Source organism: Enhygromyxa salina (assembly GCF_000737335.2).
Classification (GTDB): domain Bacteria; phylum Myxococcota_A; class Polyangia; order Nannocystales; family Nannocystaceae; genus Plesiocystis; species Plesiocystis salina_C.
In genome coordinates this window covers 168,286-184,939 of record NZ_JMCC02000029.1, presented here as the reverse complement: position 1 = coordinate 184,939, position 16,654 = coordinate 168,286, and the positions used below count along the sequence as shown (strand labels likewise).

The following is a 16,654-nucleotide window of genomic DNA, read 5'->3' as shown; positions in this document are numbered from 1 at the left end:
CCACTTTGACCCCCAAATAGAAGTGGCCCGAATACGGGCCACTATTAACCTTACAAATTACCCGCACTTCACTTGCACTCACACACCAAGGTATGTCATCGAAAACACATGCCGAGCCCCATCCACCAAGGCCTATTGTATCTGGTCAAGCGCCATCCCGAGCTCGTGTTTTCGCTCGCTCGCAACTTCGATGATCCGATCCCAGAATCCTGCAAAAACTTCGAGGCCGCCGCCAACGAGCTCCCCGAACCCGCGCGCCTCGACAACATCGTCTACGCGGATCACGTGGTCGCAGCCGTCCTCGAGCCTATCCAGACCCGCTCTGGGCGCCGAAAGCCGGTCCGGGTCGCCGGTCTCGCCCTCGAGATCCAGACCTACGACGACAAGAGTAAGTACTACTCCTGGCTCACCTACGCCGCGGGTGTTCGCCGCTTGTTCGAGTGCCGCGGTTGGACAATGGTGTTCGCGCCGGATCCCGGGGTTCGGCGCCGCGCCCAGAAGATGTTCTTGAAAGAACCCCGCGCATCACCGTGGTTCGTTGATCCAAGTATGTTGCCACCCATTACACAATGGCAACTGGCGCTCGCCGATATCCCATTGGCCGTGCTCACTTCAGTATTTCAGGCACGATCGGAGCACGCTGTGCCTTGTGCGTGTGCCACCCTCGAAGCACTCGCCAAATCGGACCTGGATTTTGATGAACGTCGGATCTATCATGACCTCGTGCTCGCCAGTCTGAAACAAGAACAGCTCGACCAAATCCCGCAAGAGATTCGGGACATTGACGAGGCGGACCCGCTCGGGCCCATGGAGTTGACCGGCGCTTACTACGTCCGCGGGCATCGGGAAGGCCACGAGGCCGGCCTCGAAGAAGGCGTCCGGAAGGGCGTCCAAGAGGGCCTACAGCTCAAAGCGCGCCAAGTACTACAGCGGGTGCTCCGCCGTCGCGGCCTCGAGCCCGCTGGCGCTCGGCAACAGCAGATCGAACGCTGCACCGATCTCCCGCTGCTCGAGCACTGGCTCGATCAAGCGTTGACCGCTCGCACGCTCGCGGAGGTGTTCGACCCGCCCCCACCTGGCTGAGGGGTTCCGGCGAGCAGAGCGGACACCACTTAACCCAGAGAGCCCGTCAGCGCCTTGATGAACAATCGATCATGGACTCGGAGAAGCCGTCAGCTCGCTCGGATCCCGCAAGAGATTCGGGACATCGACGAGGCGGACCCGCTCGGTCCCATGGAGTTGACCGGCGCCTACTACGTCCGCGGGCATCGGGAAGGCCACGAGGAAGGCCTCGAAGAAGGCCTACAGCTCCAAGCGCGCCAAGTACTACAGCGAGTGCTCCGCCGTCGCGGCCTCGCGCTCGATGACGCTCGGCAACAACAGATCTCCCGCTGCACCGATCTCCCGCTGCTCGAGCACTGGCTCGATCAAGCGTTGACCGCCCGCACACTCGCGGAGGTCTTCCACCCGCCCTCACCTGGCTGAGGAGCCTTGAACTGGCGGCACCCACACCACGTCACGCCGACAGATCACCCTCGAGCGCCTTGATGAACAACCGCTCACAATCCCGCTCGTCCGCGGGGATCGGGTTGCCGCCCATCGTGGGATCCGCCACCGCCAGCGGGGCCAAGCGTGCGGCCATGGACTCCGAGAAGCCATCCACGCCCTCGAGCGTATGCGGCAGATCCAAGGCCCGGCGCAGCTCGATCATCCAACCCAGCACCGCATCAAAGCCATTGCTTGCCGTGGGGATCTCCAACACCCGCGCCAGCGTGTCCATCTTGGCGGAGATCGCCTTGCGGTTGAACATCATCACGTAGGGCAAGAAGATCGCGTTGGCCGTGCCATGGTGCACGTTCGTCGCCCCCCCAAGCGGGTGGCTGAGCGCGTGGACCAAGCCCAGGCCCTTCTGAAACGCAGTCGCGCCCATGGTCGCGGCCATCAACATGTGTGTGCGCCCCTCGAGGTGCTGCGGCTGCTCATAGACCGTGAGCAAATTGTCCTTGATCAGCCGCATCCCCTCGAGCGCAATACCGTCCGCCATCGGGTGATAGCCCGGGGCACAGAACGCCTCGAAGCAGTGGGCAAACGCGTCCATACCGGTCGCCGCCGTCAATTTCGGGGGCAGCCCAAAGGTCAGCACCGGATCGGCGATCACCAGCTCCGGGAGCATGCGCGGGTGAAAGATCACCTTCTTTTGGTGCTGCTCGTTCACGATCACCGAGGCACGCCCAACTTCGGAGCCCGTGCCCGCGGTGGTCGGCACCGCGATCTTCGGCGGCATCTTGCTTGGGTCGACGCGGGTCCAGTTGTCGCCCACGTCCTCGTAGTCAAACACCGTGCCCTTGTGGTTCACCATCAAGGCAATGCACTTGCCAACGTCCAGCGCCGAGCCGCCGCCAACCAACACCAGACCATCGCTGATGTGCATGCGGTACGCCGTCACCCCAGCGCGCACGTCGTCGCCGGTTGGGTTGGGTTGCACCTTCGAGAACACCTTGCCGTTGAGGTCCGCCGGGCGCGACAGGTTGCGCTCGATCTCGGCGAACCACGGCAAGCTGACGATCCCCGGATCCGTGACGATCAACGGGCGCTTGATCCCCAGGGCCCGACACGCATCCGGGAGCTCGCGGATCCGACCCCGACCGATCCGGTAAGGGGTCGGGTAGTTGAAGTTGCCTACGGGTTCGTTGGTGCTCATGTGCGGCCTAGATGATCTCGAAATAGCGGGCCAGATCCCAGTCGGTCACGTGCTTTCGTGCCAGCCGATCTTCCCAGTCGCGCGTGGCCGCGAAGTGATCCACGAAGGCGTCGCCAAACAGCTCGCGGGCGACCTTGGACTCGCTGAACTTGCGCGTGGCCTCGCCCAGGGTCCCAGGCAAGGGCTCGCCAGCCGCGCTGGGGTTGGCGTACGCGCTGCCCACGATCACCGGCGGCGGCTCGACCTGGTTCTCGATCCCCCACAGCCCGCTCGCCAGCGCCGCCCCCAGGGCCAGGTAGGGGTTGGCGTCCGCCGGCCCAACCCGACACTCGCTGCGGGTGCTGTTTGGCCCGCCGGGGATCGCCCGCATCGCGGTGGTGCGGTTCTCGATCCCCCAGTTGGCGTGGGTCGGCGCCCACATGCCTGGCACCAAGCGCCGGTACGCGTTCACGGTCGAGCAGATCATCGGCAGCAGCTCGGGCAGCAGCGCGACCTGCCCGCCCATGAACCACCGCATCGTCTGGGACAACCCCTCGGGATCGTCGCCGCCGTAGAACACATTCTTCTTGGTCTGATGATCCTCGAGCGAGATGTGGATGTGCCCGCTCTGGCCCGGGTACTCGTTGCTCCACTTCGACATGAAGGTTGCCATCAGCCCCATGCGCTGGGCGAGGATCTTGGTGAAGGTCTTGAACAGCGCGCCCTTGTCCGCAGCCGCGAGCGCCTCGTCGTGACGCAGCGCGGCCTCGATCACCCCCGGGCCCGTCTCGGTGTGCAGCCCCTCGATCGGACACTCGAGCAGCTCCATGCTCTCGAGCAGCTCGTGATACAGCTCCGCGTGCACACCCGAGCGCAGCATCGAGTAGCCGAACATGCCCGGCGTCAGCGGCTCGAGATCCCGGTAGCCCTTCGCCCGCGCGCTCTCGGGCGTCTCTTTGAACATGAAGAACTCGTACTCGAGCGCCGCGCGGACCCCAAAGCCCATGCTCTTGGCCTTGGCGATGCTGCGCCCAAGCAGCCGCCGCGGACACACGCCCTCGTAGTCGCCGTCAAACTGACCAATCACCAAGATCGTGTCGTCCTCGAACGGGATCTTGCGAACGGTGCTCAGATCCAATGAAACGGGCGCGTCGCGGTAGCCGGTATGCCAGCCCGAGACCTGGGTGTTGTCGAACAGCTGATCGTTGCTGTCCCAGCCCAGCACCACGTCGCAAAACCCAAAGCCCTTGCGCAGCGACGACTCGAACTTGTCGCGGTCCATGTACTTGCCACGGAACACGCCGTCGATGTCGAACACGCCGACCTTGTGAAAGCGGATCGACTCTTCGTCGAGGAAGCTGGTGAGTTGGTCGACGTCCTGGAAGTGCATGGTGGGTCTGCCTGGGCGGTGGTGGGTCTAGCGGCGGCGAAAGTGCAGGCTCTTGGGCCGCGTCAGCGCGCGCAGGCCCAAGTGGGACAGCGAGACGCCGTGGCCCGAGTCCTTGACGCCAACCCACGGAAGCTGCGGATCCAAGAAGTCGCAGCGGTTCTGGAACACGGTCCCGACCTCGAGCGCGCTCGCTAGCTGCTCGACCCGCTCGTCGTCGCGCGACCAGATCGACGCGGTCAGGCCGTAGGGCGAGTCGTTCATGAGCTCGAGCGCGTGTTGGTGATCGCGAACTTTGACCAGCCCGATCGCAGGCCCAAAGGTCTCGTCGCGCATGACGGCCATCGAGTGATCCACGTCAACGAGCACCTGCGGGGCCAGGTAGCAGGGCGAGCGATCCGGGACCTCGAACTTGCCGGCGTCGATCAGCTGCCGGGCCCCGGCCGCGATCGCCTCTTGAACCTGCCGCTCGACCCGCTCGGCCGCCCGCGCGTCCACGACCGGGCCCAAGGTGGTGCCCTCCGCCAGCGGGTCGCCCAGCTTCAACGCGTAGACCTCGGCGACGTAGGCCTCGACGAAGCGATCGAAGATCTGCTCGTGCACGTAGACGCGCTCGACCGCGCAGCAGCTCTGGCCGGCGTTGTAGAACGCGCCCTCGACCAGGTTGGGCACGGTGAAGTCAAAGTCGCAGTCCGGCAGCACCAGGGCCGGATCCTTGCCACCAAGCTCGAGCGCGACGCCGATGAAGTTGCGCGCAGCCGCGGCCCGGTAGACCTCGTGGCCCCCGCGGACCGAGCCCGTGAACGCGACCTGGTTCACCCGGCGGCTGTCGAGCACCCGCGCGACAGTGTCGTGCGTGCACATGAAGTCGGTGACCAGGCCCTTCGGTGCGCCGGCGCTGGCGAAGCTCTGGGCCAGCTGGCGGCCGCACAGCGCGGTCTGGGGGGCGTGCTTGAGCAACACCGCGTCTCCGGCCAGCACCGCCCCAGCGACAACGTTGATCGGCACGACCAGCGGGTAGTTCCACGCCGCGATGTCGAGCACCACGCCGACCGGCTCATGCCGAATCGCCCGACGAAAGCCCTGCAGCTCGGGCAGCAGCTCGTCAGCCAAGGCCGCCGGCGCCAGCTGGATCAGCGCCTCGATCCGCCCCCGCATGGTCCGGGCCTCACCGCGGGCCTCGGCCAGCGGCTTGCCCATCATCGTGGTGATCTCGCGGGTGTACTGATCGAGGTTGGCCTCGAACGCGGTGAGCATGTCCAGGCACACACGCGCGCGCTCGTCGAGGCTGGTGCTGCGCCACTGCTTCTGCGCGACGTGGGCTTGCTCGACCGCGGCGAAGGCTGCACCCTCGTCGAGGTACTCGAACTCGTAGGCGACCTGGCCGTCGATCGGCGAGACGATGGGCTCTGGCATCCGCGGCAGCATAGCCCTAGTCGCCAGATCTTTCCGAGGGGGCCGATCGCTCCGCGAGGCCAGATCCGCGCCCCGTCGCCAAGCCGACGGCACAACCCACTCGCGTGCTTAGCGCCACTGGCAATGCGATCAACAATCGGGCTCGCTGCCCGCGGTGAACCAGTCTGAGCGGCGTCCGCAAGCGGGCGAGGAGCTCTCGCCCGAGCTGAAAGCAAGTTCGCGACTCGAGGCATGAATGTCAACGCATGCAATTCGTGCGCTCCGCGCGTTTTCAATGGCCCGTAACGCCCCAAGCGTATAGCTTAGGTTCGCGGGCGGTGGTGCCCAAGCTAAACAAGCGAGGATTCAGATGATCTCAGTCAACCAAGCTGCATACGTTCCGGGCACGACCAGTTATCGATTTGGGTATAACTCAATCCCCAATATACCGATTACCGGTGCGCCCTCCGACACCAACTACCGCCGGTGGTCCATGCTGCATGATGGCAGCAACTATCGAATGTACTTTTTCAAGGGCAGCACCAACAACAAGCTCTATCAGTTCGCGTGGAATGGAAAGTCATACGCGTACGGGCACAACTCGATCCCCGAGCTGACCCTGACCAACATCCCCGCCGACGCCGACGCTGGCAGCTTCAGCATGGTCCACAGCGGCAAGCTGTACCACCTCTACCTGCGCCGGCTTGGCGATCCGACCACGCTGTACCAGTTTCTGTATGTGCCGGGTACAAGCAATTACAAGTACGCACAGCCGCCAGCGATCCCGACATTGACCTGCACCGGCTTCCCATCCGACACCGACTGGGCCCGCTGGATGATGTTGCATGACAACAACGCGTATCGGCTCTACGCGTTCAAGCTGGGCAGCAATACCCAGTTCTACCAGAGCTCGTTCAACGGCAGCACCTACGCATACGGGCACAACTCGATGCCCGTGCTCAACCTCGAGGGCACGCCCGCCAACTGCAATCTGAGCAGCGCCGCGATGTTGCACGACAACGCCGCCTATCGCTTCTACATGCAGACCGTCTGAGCCGCGCCCCCCCGTCTCGATGTGAGGGGTCCATGTGGGGGTCATTGAAAGCCCCCTTCAAGGGGGCCACACATACGACCGCGCACAAGCGGCCCCGAGGAGCGAAGCGACCAGACGCGTCAGCGGCTGCAGTCGGCGAAGTCCAAGGTCCATGTGGGGGTCATTGAAAGTCCCCAAGGTGCTTGCGACTGCCGGGGCTGCGATGTTCCTGCTCGTGCTTCTCTTGGCACGCGACACACAGGACAACCCACGGCATCAGCTCGAGTCGCCGCGGCTTGATCGGCTCTTCGCAGACCTCGCACAGGCCAAACTGCTCGGGGTCTTCGTCAACTAACGCGAGCGCCTCGCGGATCTGCTCGAGCCGATCCGCGCGCTCGCGGTTGCGGTTCGAAGCGATCGCCTGGGTCATGTGGGTCAGCGGTGCCTCGTCGTCGTCGGGCGTGCTGACCACGTCCGTGCGGGCGGGCGGGATGTCCATGCTGCCTTGGGTCAAGAGCTCATCGCGCAAGCTGACGAGGCGCTCGCGCAGCCGCTTGCGGGTCCTGGCGTCCATCCCCCGATTGTCCACGATCTCCCCCCCGCGGCCCAAGGCCTATATGGGGTCAATTTAGACCAAAACCGCGAGGCGGGTGGGGGCGGTCTCGTCGGGTTCGACGGTCGGGTAGAACTGCTTGTACCAGCGCCGCATGCGATGGATCGGCCCGTCCCCCGCGGCCAGCGTTGGCTTGTCGAGGTAGACCTTGTTCTCCCAGATGTCGATGTCGGCGGCCCACTGCGAGACCCAGTTGCCGACCACATACGAGACGAGCAGCCGCGGGATGGTCTTGTCCGCGTACCACAAGAAGTCGACCTTCTGCTCCATCGCGCTGATCGGCAGGTGGGTCTGGAACATGATGATCTCGCCCACGTCGGGGATCTTGAACCGGAACGTGACCACGCTGCCCGGCCCCACGAAGGTGATCAGCGCGCTGGCCCGGGTGCGCTCGACGAGGCGGCCGAGCACGTGCAAGACCGCCTTGTTCTTGAAGTAGGCCAGGTGCGGCTGCTCGGCGTCCGGCTCCCAGTCGGCCTCGTGCTCGACCTTGATCCCGGGCACCTTGATGCCCGTCCACGGCACGAACATCTCGCTGTGGATCGGCGCGAAGTGGGCGAAGTCGACGCTGTTCTCGGCGAACTCGATCAGGTGCATGCGCACCGTCTTGCCGTCGTGGCGGCCCCGGTAGACCCAGCGGCCGTCGTCGACCTCGGGGATGTCGGGGATCTCGTAGGGCGGCGCCTGCTCGCAGTCGTTGAGCTCCCCGCCGCCGCGGTGGTAGATGAAGATCTGCCCGTAGCGCTCGCGGATCGGCCAGGTCTCTTGCCGTGCCCGGGTAGGCAGCTTTTCGGAGTACGGGATCTTGCCAACCCGCCCGTCGCTGCACAGCTGCCAGCGGTGGAACGGGCACTCGAGCCGCTCCCCCTTCACGCAGCCGCCAGCCAAGTTTGCGCCCAGATGAGGGCAGAACGCAGACATCGCCGTCACCGACTTGCCGTCCTCGCTGCGAAAGACAACGATCTGCTTGCCCAGGCACTCCACGTACTTGACCTGGCCAGCGGCGAGATCGCTCGACGCGGCGAGCCGGTACCAGCTGTCAGGGAAGCCGCGGGGGTAGGTGGCCTCGCGCATCGTGGTGGACGGTAGCAATTGTGACACCGAGCACACTCTAAGCGACCGGCATTGACAGCTGCCAGCCGCGGTGTGTCGTGAAACGCGCTTTGAGATGGGCGTGCTTCAGCGGCCAGCTGAATGGGTGTTGGCACCCGCACGCGAAAGATCCACACCCACGCGCGCCGGGGGTCAGCCGGGCTCGACGCTGCCCGAGCCCGAGACGTCGCGGTTGACCTGCTTGGGATCGCCCCAATAGCGAACCTTGCCGGCCCCCGAGACCTCTGCGTCGAGCCTGTCGGAAGCCCAGACCTCGGCGTGGCCTGCCCCTGAAAGATCGAGCTCGACCGTGGTGGCCTGCAGCGCCCGCGCTTCGAGCTTGGCCGCGCCCGAGCTGTCGAGCTCGAAGTGATCGACCACGCCCGCGAGGGTCGACTGGCTCGCGCCCGACAGATCGAGCTCAAAGCGCTCACCGTGCAGGCCGGTGACTTCGATCTTCGAGGCACCGCTGGCGTCGATCTTGGTCAGCGACGGCACCCAGACCTCGACCTTCATGGGGTGCTCGGGATGCACCATCCGGTGATCAACGCTCAGATCCAGCTCGCCGCCCGAGACCGTGGTCAGGATCTTCGGGACGATGTTGTCGTCGCTGCTGACCTCGACCTTCTGCGTGGTTCCGGGCGCGACGTGGACGACCAGCGTGAACACGCCGCCGAGCTCGATCGCGTCAAAGCTGTCGAGCTCGCGCAGCTCGCTCTTCGCGGTGCCGCTGCCCTCGAGCGTGCATGCGCTCAGGCTCAGCGCGCCCACCACCGCACCCAACACACCGAGCTTCGCAATGAGCCCGGCCTTGGAGGATGACAGTTTGACTTGTTCGAGCATGAGCGGCCTCGCCTCCAGCATGACAGCATGCTGCCTACTGGGCCCCTGCGCGACAAGCCCTCTCCCGGACTGGACGCCGGCGGGTATCGATGGCACCGATCCCGCATGCGCTCTTCGTTTCGTCGCTGGTCGTGCCTCCCCCTCGCTCTGACGCTGCTCGCGTGCAAGCCCGAGCCCGCCGCGGTCACACCCGACGCCGCGCCCGCCGACACCAACGACACCGCGCCGGTCGCCGAGGTCGAGCAGGTCGAGTGGACGGTCGATCAGTTCGCGGACATCAAGGTGCTCCGCTACGAGGTCCCGGGCTTCGACGAGCTGGATCTTCAGCGCAAGCAGCTGCTGTACTTCTTGTACGAGGCCGCGCTCGCTGGCCGCGACATCGCCTACGATCAAAAATTTGCTGGCAACCTGGCGGTGCGCCGGACCCTCGAGGCGATCTTGACCACCTACGAGGCCGAGCGGACCAGCCCCGACTTCGAGGCGCTCACGGTCTACACCAAGCGGGTGTGGTTCTCGAACGGGATCCACCACCACTACTCGGGCCGCAAGCTGGTCCCGGGCTTCTCGCGCGAGTGGTTCGAGGCGACCGTGCGCGCGCTCGATCCGGCCACGCTGCCGCTGTCCGAGGGCGAGACCGTGGATCAGTTCCTGGCCAAGCTCGGCCCGATCATGTTCGACCCCAAGATCGCCGCCAAGCGCACCAACCGGGACGACGGCGCGGATCCAGTCGCGGACTCGGCCAACAATTTTTACGGTGACGGGATCAAGGCCAAGGACGTCGAGGCCTACTACAAGAAAAAGGGCGACCCCAAGAACCCGACCCCGGTGTCGTGGGGCCTGAACTCCAAGCTGGTCCGCGAGGGCAAGCAGCTGGTCGAGAAGACCTGGTACGCCGAGGGCATGTACGGCCCCGCGATCAAGGAGATCGTTGGCTGGCTGATCAAGGCCCGCGCGGTCGCAGAGAACGACAAGCAGCGCGACGTGCTCGAGAAGCTGATCGCCTACTACCAGTCCGGCGACCTCGCCAAATTCGACGCCTACAACATCGCGTGGGTCGGCGACGTGGAGTCGCAGGTCGACACCGTCAACGGCTTCATCGAGGTCTACGACGACGCGCTCGGCTACCGCGGCAGCTGGGAGGCGGTCGTCTCGTTCAAGGACAAGCAGGCCAGCAAGCGGATCGCGGCGATCTCGGCCGAGGCGCAATGGTTCGAGGACAACTCGCCGCTGCTGCCCGAGCACAAGAAGGCCAACGTCGTTGGGATCTCGGCCAAGGTGATCACCGTCGTGGTCGAGGGCGGCGACGCGGCACCCAGCACGCCGATCGGGATCAACCTTCCCAACGCCAACTGGATCCGGGCCCAGCACGGCAGCAAGTCGGTCAACCTTGGCAACATCGTCGAGGCCTACGACATGGCCGGCAAGGGCAACGGGCTGCTCGAAGAGTTCACCTGGGACGAGGCCGAGCTCGCCCGCGCGCGGGAGCACGGCCCGCTCGCGCACAAGCTCCACGTCGACATGCACGAGGTGATCGGCCACGCGTCGGGCCAGATCGAGCCCGGCGTTGGCACCCCCAAAGAGACGCTCAAGAGCTACGCGAGCGCGCTCGAAGAGGGCCGCGCGGATCTGGTCGCGCTGTACTACGCCATGGATCCGCGCCTGATCGAGCTGGGCCTGATGCCCTCGATCGAGGTCGGCAAGGCCGAGTACGACAGCTACATCCGCGGCGGGCTCATGGTCCAGCTCTCGCGCCTCGAGCTGGGCGAGCAGGTTGAAGAGTCACACATGCGCAACCGCCAGATGGTCGCCGCGTGGGCCTACGAGAAGGGCAAGGCCGAGAACGTGATCGAGAAGAAGGTCCGCGACGGCAAGACCTACTTCGTGATCAACGACTACGACAAGCTGCGCGTGCTGTTTGGCGAGCTGCTGCGCGAGATCCAGCGGATCAAGTCCAAGGGCGACTTCGCGGCCGGCAAGGCGTTGATCGAGACCTACGGGGTCAAGGTCGATCGCGAGCTGCACGAAGAGGTCAAGCGCCGCTACGACGCGCTGAACATTCCGCCCTACAGCGGGTTCATTCAGCCGCGCTTGGTGCCGGTGATGGACGGGGACCAGATCACCGACGTGGTGCTGGAGTACCCGACCGACTTCGCGGCGCAGATGCTCGAGTACGCCGACCGCTACTCGTTCTTGCCGACCTGGAACTGAGTTCCCGCCCCCCTCGGGGCCCTCGGGGGGCTCAGGACTTGCGGCGAAACCCCGGCAGCAGGACGAGGAGGCCCAGTCCTGCGGCGGCCCACAGGGGCGGCCCGGCTTCGACGCTGCAGCCACGACTGCTGCCCGCTCCGCCGGAGCCGCCGCTCGTCTCGCCCGAGTCGCCGCTCGTGCCGCCGGAACCGCCGCTCGTCTCACCAGCGTCGTCGCCCGTCTCGCCGGACTCGCCGCCCGTGTCCCCGGTGTCGTCGCCGGTCTCGCCGGACGGGAGCTCTTCGTCGACGTACACGGTCACGCCAGTGGTGTATCCGTTGCTGGCCGTGAGCTGGAATTCGTGGACACCCTGGTCGAGCTCGATGTTGGGAAACACGCAGCTGGCGACGCAGTCTTGGGAGCCGATCGACTCGCCGTTGACGAAGACCTCGATCGTGGAGATCCCGGCGTCATCGAGACCTTGATGAACCTCGACCTCGGCGTCGATCGTCACGGGCGCGCCCTCGTAGCTGGCGTTTGGCAGCGGCGCCACGAACCAGGCCACGGACTTGTCAAACGCAATATCGAGGGCCTGGGCACCCGCTGGGACGAGCGCGACCGCTCCGATCAAGCCGAGGAGCAGGAGTCCCTTGGTCGAGCGCATGTCCTTTCATATCACGTCAACCGAGGTGGGATCGTGGTGTAGGCTCTCGCTACATGACGGACAGCGACACGCACGAACTGGGCATCCGCATCGACCCCGTCCAAGGCGTCGCGTTCTTTGGCATCGAGGCGGTCAATCGTCAGCTCGCGCTTGGAAGAAGGGTCAAGGAGATCCGTCCTGGCGGGGCGATCATGACCAAGCTTGGCGAAAACGAGGGCCACGTGCGCATGACCCTTGGCGGCTGCGACATCGTGGTCGTGTTCGAGGCCGAAGACGACGCGGGGGCGACCTAGCCAATGGCCGTGCTAACCCAGGCCTGGGAGGTGATCGCTCGCCGCGCTGTGGTCGAGGCCAAGCTCGAGGACGGCGTCCGCACGTGGTTCCAAGTCGCGCCCAACGCGGTCGCCTGCGTCGACCGCAACTTGTGCTGTGTGGGCTTCATGCACAGCGACGACGCGGCCGCGTTCGTGCGTGATCTCGAGGGCCGCGGCCTCGAGGGAGAGCGCGGCGGGAGCTATCAGGATGTGGCGATCATGGGCCCCGAGGGGCCGTGGCGCCACGCGTGTAGCTGGCTCGAGCAGGGGCGCTACAGCGGCGCGCAGGCGATCTGGCTGCGCGGCAGCGATCCCGAGCCGCTGGTGGTCCCCATGAATTATCGGCCCAACGGGACGATCTTGAACATGAGCGCCGAACAGGCGCGCGACCGGCTGGAGTTCCTGCGCACAGAGGGCGACGTCGATGTTTTTTGGGACAAGCAGCTGCAGCGCGAGCTCTTCCGCGGGCGCACCACTCGCAAGCCGCCGGCAACCGCCGAGCACGAGCAGCGCTTTCGAGCCACGGCGTCGGCGATGCGCGAGCTCCTGAGCTTTGACGTCCATCCCAAGCCGCTGAGCTGGCTGCAGCGGCGGCGCCTGCGAAAGGGCCTTGCAACGCTCGAGGAGCTCGCGCAGATCTGCGATGAGCCGTGGCGGGTGTGGTTCCACGTCGGCCTCGCGCGGCGCTCGTTGCCCGACGCCGAAGGGGCCTACGCGGCCTTCCGCGCCGCCTACCATGACAACCCCGACCACGTGGATGTCGCCCGAGAGTACGCGGGCCAGTGCCTGACCCTTGGTCGCGGCAGCGAAGCCGTCAAGCTCAATCGCCGCAACTGCGAGCTCCATCCCGAGGACGCTGGCATTCGCTCGAACCTCGCGCTCGCGCTGGTGATCGCTGGCGACATGGAGGCGGCCAAAGCCGAGGTCACCCGCGCGCGGAACATGGAGCCCGACGACGAAGTGACTGCAGGGCTCGAGCGCATGATCGACCAAATCCTCGCGGGCGCGCTCCCCCGACCTCAGCGCTATCCCTGAGGGCTATCCACAGCCCTCGATTCGACTGTGGTCAAATTTCCGCAAGTCATTGATTTTTATCAATATTTTGCGAGTTTTCACATGTGGTTGGATGCCCGTCTAGTCCCAAATCAAGCGCTGAATTGGAAAAGGTGAATGATTTGGGGCTAGTACGAGCCGACAGGCGGCGCACCAGCTTGGCCGCGACCTTGCGATCGAGCTTGGGATCGTAGGTGGTGAACACCAGTGTACAAATACTGTCCGCGAGCGAGACCCCTCGCGCCAGCGGATAGCTGCAATGTCCACCGCGCTCGACCGCCCGACCAAGCATCCCAGGTTGCTTGCCCGTGCCCGCGACGCCTCCCAGCGGCAGCTCCGGCGCCGGGCGAGCGCCCTCAACGTGATGGTCGTGACGGCCTGGGTCGCGCTGTCGGTCGCGCTTGGCGTGCTGCAGGGCGCCGGCTCGCTGGTCCACGCGGGGTGGCTGGCGATCATGATGATCGCGCTGCTGCTGTCGCCGATCACCCTGCTCGCGCTGCGGCGGATCAACACCAACTTCAAGGCCGCCCGGCTCGCGCTCGCCGAGGCCGAGGACGAGCGGGCCTCGCCCGACCACCTCCACGGCGCGCTTGCAAACTTCTACGCCGAGACCCGCCTGGCTCGCGTTGGGCTCAGCGACGCGGTCGAGCCCGGCGAGGGCGTGCGGATGCTGTGGGACTGGCGGCGCGGCTTCGAAGGCTTGGCCCCGAACGACCGTGATCAGCTCGCCGAGCTTGGCATCGGGCTTGGGCCAATCACGGCAATGCTGGCGGGGGTCGAGTCCGAAGAGGCCTTGTCGGACGAACAGCGCCACGAGGCCGCCACCCACCTCGGGCACGTCGAGCGCCTGCTCGGCACGCCGCCGGCTGGCATGTATCGGTGAATCACGGCCCACCGGAGTGGCCTATACTCCGCGCCATGCGTGCTTCACAGCTCCTCGCGCGGCCCCGTGTTCAACTCGTTGGCCTGTTCGCCACGGTGGTCCTGGTTATTGCGTGTAAACCACAGCCACCGCTCGAGACCCCAGACACCGCGCCCGCTGTCGCCAAAGATCCGGCCCAGGTCGAGCTCGAAGCGCGCTTGGCCTACCTACAGACACGGCTGGAAGCCGCGCGGATCGAGAGCCATGTGCCCGGGATGGCTATCGCTATCGTCAAAGATGACGAGCTGATCTACGCGCATGGGTTTGGCGTGTCCAACATGGACACCAACACCCCCGTCACGCCCGAGACCGTGTTCGCGATTGGCTCGTCGACCAAGGCGTTCACCGCCACGCTGGTCGGGATGTTGGTCGACGAGGGCAAGATGAGCTGGAACGATCCGGTCACGCGTCACCTCCCGGACTTCACGCTGCAGATCAACGCGGTCAACGACGACGACGACGTGACGATCCGCGACCTGCTCGCGCACCGCTCGGGCTTCGCACGCATGGGCGTGCTGTGGGCCGCCAACGCGGTCACGCGCGAGCAAGTGCTTGGCTACGCGACCAAGGCCCTGCCCGTCGCGCCGTTTCGCAAGGAATTTCACTACAACAACGTCACGTACATGGCGGCCGGTGAAGCCAGCGCCAAGGTCGCTGGGATGCCCTGGGAGCAGCTGCTGCAGACCCGGCTGCTCGATCCGCTTGGCATGACCCACACCACCGTTGAGTTCGCCGCCACCCAGGCCGATCCGGCGCTCTCGCTTGGCTACACCTGGCGCGAGGATCTCGACAGCTTCGAGCCCGCCCCGATGCGCAACCTGACCGCGATCGCGCCGGCTGGTGCGATCAATTCCACGGTCCTCGACATGGCCAGCTGGCTGCGGCTTCAGCTTGGCAACGGCGAGTTCGAAGGTCAGCGCCTCGTCAGCGAGGCCGCCCTCGCGCAGACCCAGACCGGCCAGATCCAGATCACGCCCGGCATGGACTACGGCATGGGCTGGATGCTGCGCGAGTGGCAAGGGCACAGGCTGGTCGAGCACGGCGGCAACATCGATGGTTTCTCCGCGTCAGTCGCCATGTTGCCCGATGACGGGCTGGGCGTCGTGCTGCTGACCAACGTTGGCATGACGCCGCTGCAAGAGACCGGCCACGGGATCGTCTGGGAGGCGCTGTTGACAGATGCCTACCTGCCGGTCCACCCCGGCAGCGGCGAGGACTTCTCGCGCTTCTTGGGCAACTACGGGATCGACTCGGGCATGCCTGGGTTTGACGGCAAGCCGTTCACGGTCGTGGTCAAGGACGGCAAGCTGGCCGTCGATGTGCCCGGCCAGACCGTGTACACGCTCAATCCCCCCGATGACGAAGACTGGCGCGTGTTCGAGGCGACCGACGAGGTTGCGATCTCGTTTGACGAAGACGCCGACGGGCAGGTGATCGCGCTGCGCCTGCACCAAGCTGGGATGGACTTCGAGCTGCTGCGCGAGGGCGTGACGCTGGCGCCCGAGGTCGACGCCGCGCAGGTCCGGCCCTACCTTGGCCACTACCGGGCCGAAGAGGGCATGACCGTGGAGGTCCTGATCCACAACGGCCGGCTCGCCGTGGATATCCCCGGGCAGATGGTGTTCGACCTCGAGCCCCCAGACGCGCAGGGCGACTATCACTTTCGCGTCAAGTTTGACCTGTTCGTGAGCTTCAAGATGGGTGAGGGCAAGCGGGCCAACGAGGTCGTGGGCATGAACTTGTTTCAAGACGGCAAGCCAACCAGCTTCGTGCGCGAAGCGGGCAAGAAGGCCGTGATCACCCTCGAGCAGCTGCACAAGCAGCGCAAGACCGACAAGCGCAAGCAGGCGCTCATCAAGGCCGGGCTGGTTCACTTCGAGCAACACGTGGACCTGATCAACGCGGGCGTGGGCGGGACCGCCCAGGTATGGTTTGACCTCGCGGGGCGGCTGCGCCAAGAGACGAACCTTGGCCCGGTGGGTGGCTCGATGCTGGTCCTGTACCCAAGTGGGGGCGACGCCGCCGCGAGCGAAGGCTGGGCCGAGTCGAGCTTCGAGCCGCGCCACCAGCTTCAGGGCCTGATCCTCGCCCAGACCGTGCTCGACCACCCGCGGGTGATGTTTGGGGATTGGCGCGACTACTACGAGTCCGAGACGATCCTGCGGACCGAGCCGGGCGAAGCGGGCGACGTGCATGTCATCGAGCTGCGATCCGGCGAGCTGCCCAGCACGCGGATCCACGTGGACGCCAAGACCGGCGACGTGCTCGAGGTTCACGCCCAGGAGCTGGCGGCTGGGGGCTTGCGGATCCCGACGACCGTCAAGCTCTCGGATTACCGCACTGTCAAGGGCCTGCGGCTGCCGTTTCGCATGGAGTCGAGCAATGCACACACGGGGACGAGCGTGGTGACGATCGACGCGGTCCACACCAAGCAAGCCGAGCAGGCGGACCGCTTCGCGCCCATGCCCTGA

General features: G+C 65.7%; 16 protein-coding genes. 8 read left to right on the top strand and 8 right to left on the bottom strand.

The window, feature by feature from the left end:
• Positions 1–108 precede the first annotated feature (108 nt).
• Together DB30_RS12880 and DB30_RS12875 are read left to right on the top strand one after the other, a co-directional pair.
• Positions 109–1,083, top strand: coding sequence for a hypothetical protein (locus tag DB30_RS12880; RefSeq protein WP_146658644.1), 975 nt, complete (start codon positions 109–111; stop codon positions 1,081–1,083).
• 57 nt (positions 1,084–1,140) lie between these two features.
• Positions 1,141–1,485 carry a hypothetical protein gene (locus DB30_RS12875; RefSeq protein ID WP_146658643.1) on the top strand — a complete coding sequence of 115 codons (345 nt, stop codon included), beginning with the start codon at positions 1,141–1,143 and terminating at the stop codon, positions 1,483–1,485.
• A gap of 31 nt (positions 1,486–1,516) precedes the next feature.
• Here DB30_RS12875 and DB30_RS12870 read toward each other — a convergent pair whose 3' ends face one another.
• Genes DB30_RS12870 through DB30_RS12860 form a run of 3 tightly spaced genes read right to left on the bottom strand, consistent with a single transcriptional unit; the run spans position 1,517 to position 5,483 of the window.
• A complete protein-coding gene (locus DB30_RS12870; protein WP_052548709.1) occupies positions 1,517–2,701 on the bottom strand; it encodes an iron-containing alcohol dehydrogenase in 1,185 nt (394 codons plus the stop codon).
• 7 nt (positions 2,702–2,708) lie between these two features.
• A complete protein-coding gene (locus DB30_RS12865; protein WP_052548708.1) occupies positions 2,709–4,070 on the bottom strand; it encodes a glutamine synthetase family protein in 1,362 nt (453 codons plus the stop codon).
• 27 nt (positions 4,071–4,097) lie between these two features.
• On the bottom strand, positions 4,098–5,483 hold the full coding sequence (locus DB30_RS12860) for an aldehyde dehydrogenase family protein (RefSeq protein ID WP_165703737.1): 1,386 nt from the start codon (positions 5,481–5,483) through the stop codon (positions 4,098–4,100).
• A gap of 472 nt (positions 5,484–5,955) precedes the next feature.
• Between DB30_RS12860 and DB30_RS12855 the strand changes: the two genes are divergently transcribed.
• Entirely contained in the window at positions 5,956–6,516 is a 561-nt protein-coding gene (locus DB30_RS12855; RefSeq protein ID WP_240480223.1) for a hypothetical protein, read from the top strand.
• A 160-nt stretch (positions 6,517–6,676) separates the two neighbouring features.
• Here DB30_RS12855 and DB30_RS12850 read toward each other — a convergent pair whose 3' ends face one another.
• The 3 genes from DB30_RS12850 to DB30_RS12840 form a co-directional block, all read right to left on the bottom strand.
• On the bottom strand, positions 6,677–7,069 hold the full coding sequence (locus tag DB30_RS12850; RefSeq protein WP_146658642.1) for a TraR/DksA family transcriptional regulator: 393 nt from the start codon (positions 7,067–7,069) through the stop codon (positions 6,677–6,679).
• Positions 7,070–7,123: 54 nt separating this feature from the next.
• Positions 7,124–8,182: a Rieske 2Fe-2S domain-containing protein gene (locus DB30_RS12845; RefSeq protein ID WP_052548704.1), complete on the bottom strand. Its 1,059-nt coding sequence runs from the start codon at positions 8,180–8,182 to the stop codon at positions 7,124–7,126.
• Positions 8,183–8,353: 171 nt separating this feature from the next.
• Positions 8,354–9,043: a head GIN domain-containing protein gene (locus DB30_RS12840; protein WP_165703736.1), complete on the bottom strand. Its 690-nt coding sequence runs from the start codon at positions 9,041–9,043 to the stop codon at positions 8,354–8,356.
• Positions 9,044–9,148: 105 nt separating this feature from the next.
• On the opposite strand from DB30_RS12840, the gene DB30_RS12835 reads away from it, so the two are divergent.
• Positions 9,149–11,251: a dipeptidyl-peptidase 3 family protein gene (locus tag DB30_RS12835; protein WP_052548702.1), complete on the top strand. Its 2,103-nt coding sequence runs from the start codon at positions 9,149–9,151 to the stop codon at positions 11,249–11,251.
• Positions 11,252–11,282: 31 nt separating this feature from the next.
• On the opposite strand, the gene DB30_RS12830 is transcribed toward DB30_RS12835, so the two are convergent.
• On the bottom strand, positions 11,283–11,894 hold the full coding sequence (locus DB30_RS12830) for an Ig-like domain-containing protein (RefSeq protein ID WP_052548701.1): 612 nt from the start codon (positions 11,892–11,894) through the stop codon (positions 11,283–11,285).
• A 53-nt stretch (positions 11,895–11,947) separates the two neighbouring features.
• On the opposite strand from DB30_RS12830, the gene DB30_RS12825 reads away from it, so the two are divergent.
• Entirely contained in the window at positions 11,948–12,187 is a 240-nt protein-coding gene (locus DB30_RS12825; protein WP_052548700.1) for a hypothetical protein, read from the top strand.
• 3 nt (positions 12,188–12,190) lie between these two features.
• Entirely contained in the window at positions 12,191–13,243 is a 1,053-nt protein-coding gene (locus DB30_RS12820) for a tetratricopeptide repeat protein (RefSeq protein ID WP_052548699.1), read from the top strand.
• Positions 13,244–13,289: 46 nt separating this feature from the next.
• Here DB30_RS12820 and DB30_RS12815 read toward each other — a convergent pair whose 3' ends face one another.
• Complete coding sequence (locus tag DB30_RS12815; RefSeq protein ID WP_153258310.1) at positions 13,290–13,466, bottom strand: hypothetical protein; 177 nt, start codon at positions 13,464–13,466, stop codon at positions 13,290–13,292.
• Between the two features lie 54 nt (positions 13,467–13,520).
• On the opposite strand from DB30_RS12815, the gene DB30_RS12810 reads away from it, so the two are divergent.
• Both DB30_RS12810 and DB30_RS12805 read left to right on the top strand, forming a co-directional pair.
• Entirely contained in the window at positions 13,521–14,144 is a 624-nt protein-coding gene (locus tag DB30_RS12810; RefSeq protein ID WP_052548698.1) for a hypothetical protein, read from the top strand.
• 35 nt (positions 14,145–14,179) lie between these two features.
• Positions 14,180–16,654, top strand: coding sequence for a serine hydrolase domain-containing protein (locus DB30_RS12805; protein ID WP_146658640.1), 2,475 nt, complete (start codon positions 14,180–14,182; stop codon positions 16,652–16,654).

Excerpts from the sequence above, each read along its gene's own strand:
- DB30_RS12880 (WP_146658644.1), top strand. The coding sequence starts at position 109 with ATGCCGAGCCCCATCCACCAAGGCCTATTGTATCTGGTCAAGCGCCAT.
- DB30_RS12875 (WP_146658643.1), top strand. The coding sequence starts at position 1,141 with ATGAACAATCGATCATGGACTCGGAGAAGCCGTCAGCTCGCTCGGATC.
- DB30_RS12870 (WP_052548709.1), bottom strand. The coding sequence starts at position 2,701 with ATGAGCACCAACGAACCCGTAGGCAACTTCAACTACCCGACCCCTTAC.
- DB30_RS12865 (WP_052548708.1), bottom strand. The coding sequence starts at position 4,070 with ATGCACTTCCAGGACGTCGACCAACTCACCAGCTTCCTCGACGAAGAG.
- DB30_RS12860 (WP_165703737.1), bottom strand. The coding sequence starts at position 5,483 with ATGCCAGAGCCCATCGTCTCGCCGATCGACGGCCAGGTCGCCTACGAG.
- DB30_RS12855 (WP_240480223.1), top strand. The coding sequence starts at position 5,956 with ATGCTGCATGATGGCAGCAACTATCGAATGTACTTTTTCAAGGGCAGC.
- DB30_RS12850 (WP_146658642.1), bottom strand. The coding sequence starts at position 7,069 with ATGGACGCCAGGACCCGCAAGCGGCTGCGCGAGCGCCTCGTCAGCTTG.
- DB30_RS12845 (WP_052548704.1), bottom strand. The coding sequence starts at position 8,182 with ATGCGCGAGGCCACCTACCCCCGCGGCTTCCCTGACAGCTGGTACCGG.
- DB30_RS12840 (WP_165703736.1), bottom strand. The coding sequence starts at position 9,043 with ATGCTCGAACAAGTCAAACTGTCATCCTCCAAGGCCGGGCTCATTGCG.
- DB30_RS12835 (WP_052548702.1), top strand. The coding sequence starts at position 9,149 with ATGCGCTCTTCGTTTCGTCGCTGGTCGTGCCTCCCCCTCGCTCTGACG.
- DB30_RS12830 (WP_052548701.1), bottom strand. The coding sequence starts at position 11,894 with ATGCGCTCGACCAAGGGACTCCTGCTCCTCGGCTTGATCGGAGCGGTC.
- DB30_RS12825 (WP_052548700.1), top strand. The coding sequence starts at position 11,948 with ATGACGGACAGCGACACGCACGAACTGGGCATCCGCATCGACCCCGTC.
- DB30_RS12820 (WP_052548699.1), top strand. The coding sequence starts at position 12,191 with ATGGCCGTGCTAACCCAGGCCTGGGAGGTGATCGCTCGCCGCGCTGTG.
- DB30_RS12810 (WP_052548698.1), top strand. The coding sequence starts at position 13,521 with ATGTCCACCGCGCTCGACCGCCCGACCAAGCATCCCAGGTTGCTTGCC.
- DB30_RS12805 (WP_146658640.1), top strand. The coding sequence starts at position 14,180 with ATGCGTGCTTCACAGCTCCTCGCGCGGCCCCGTGTTCAACTCGTTGGC.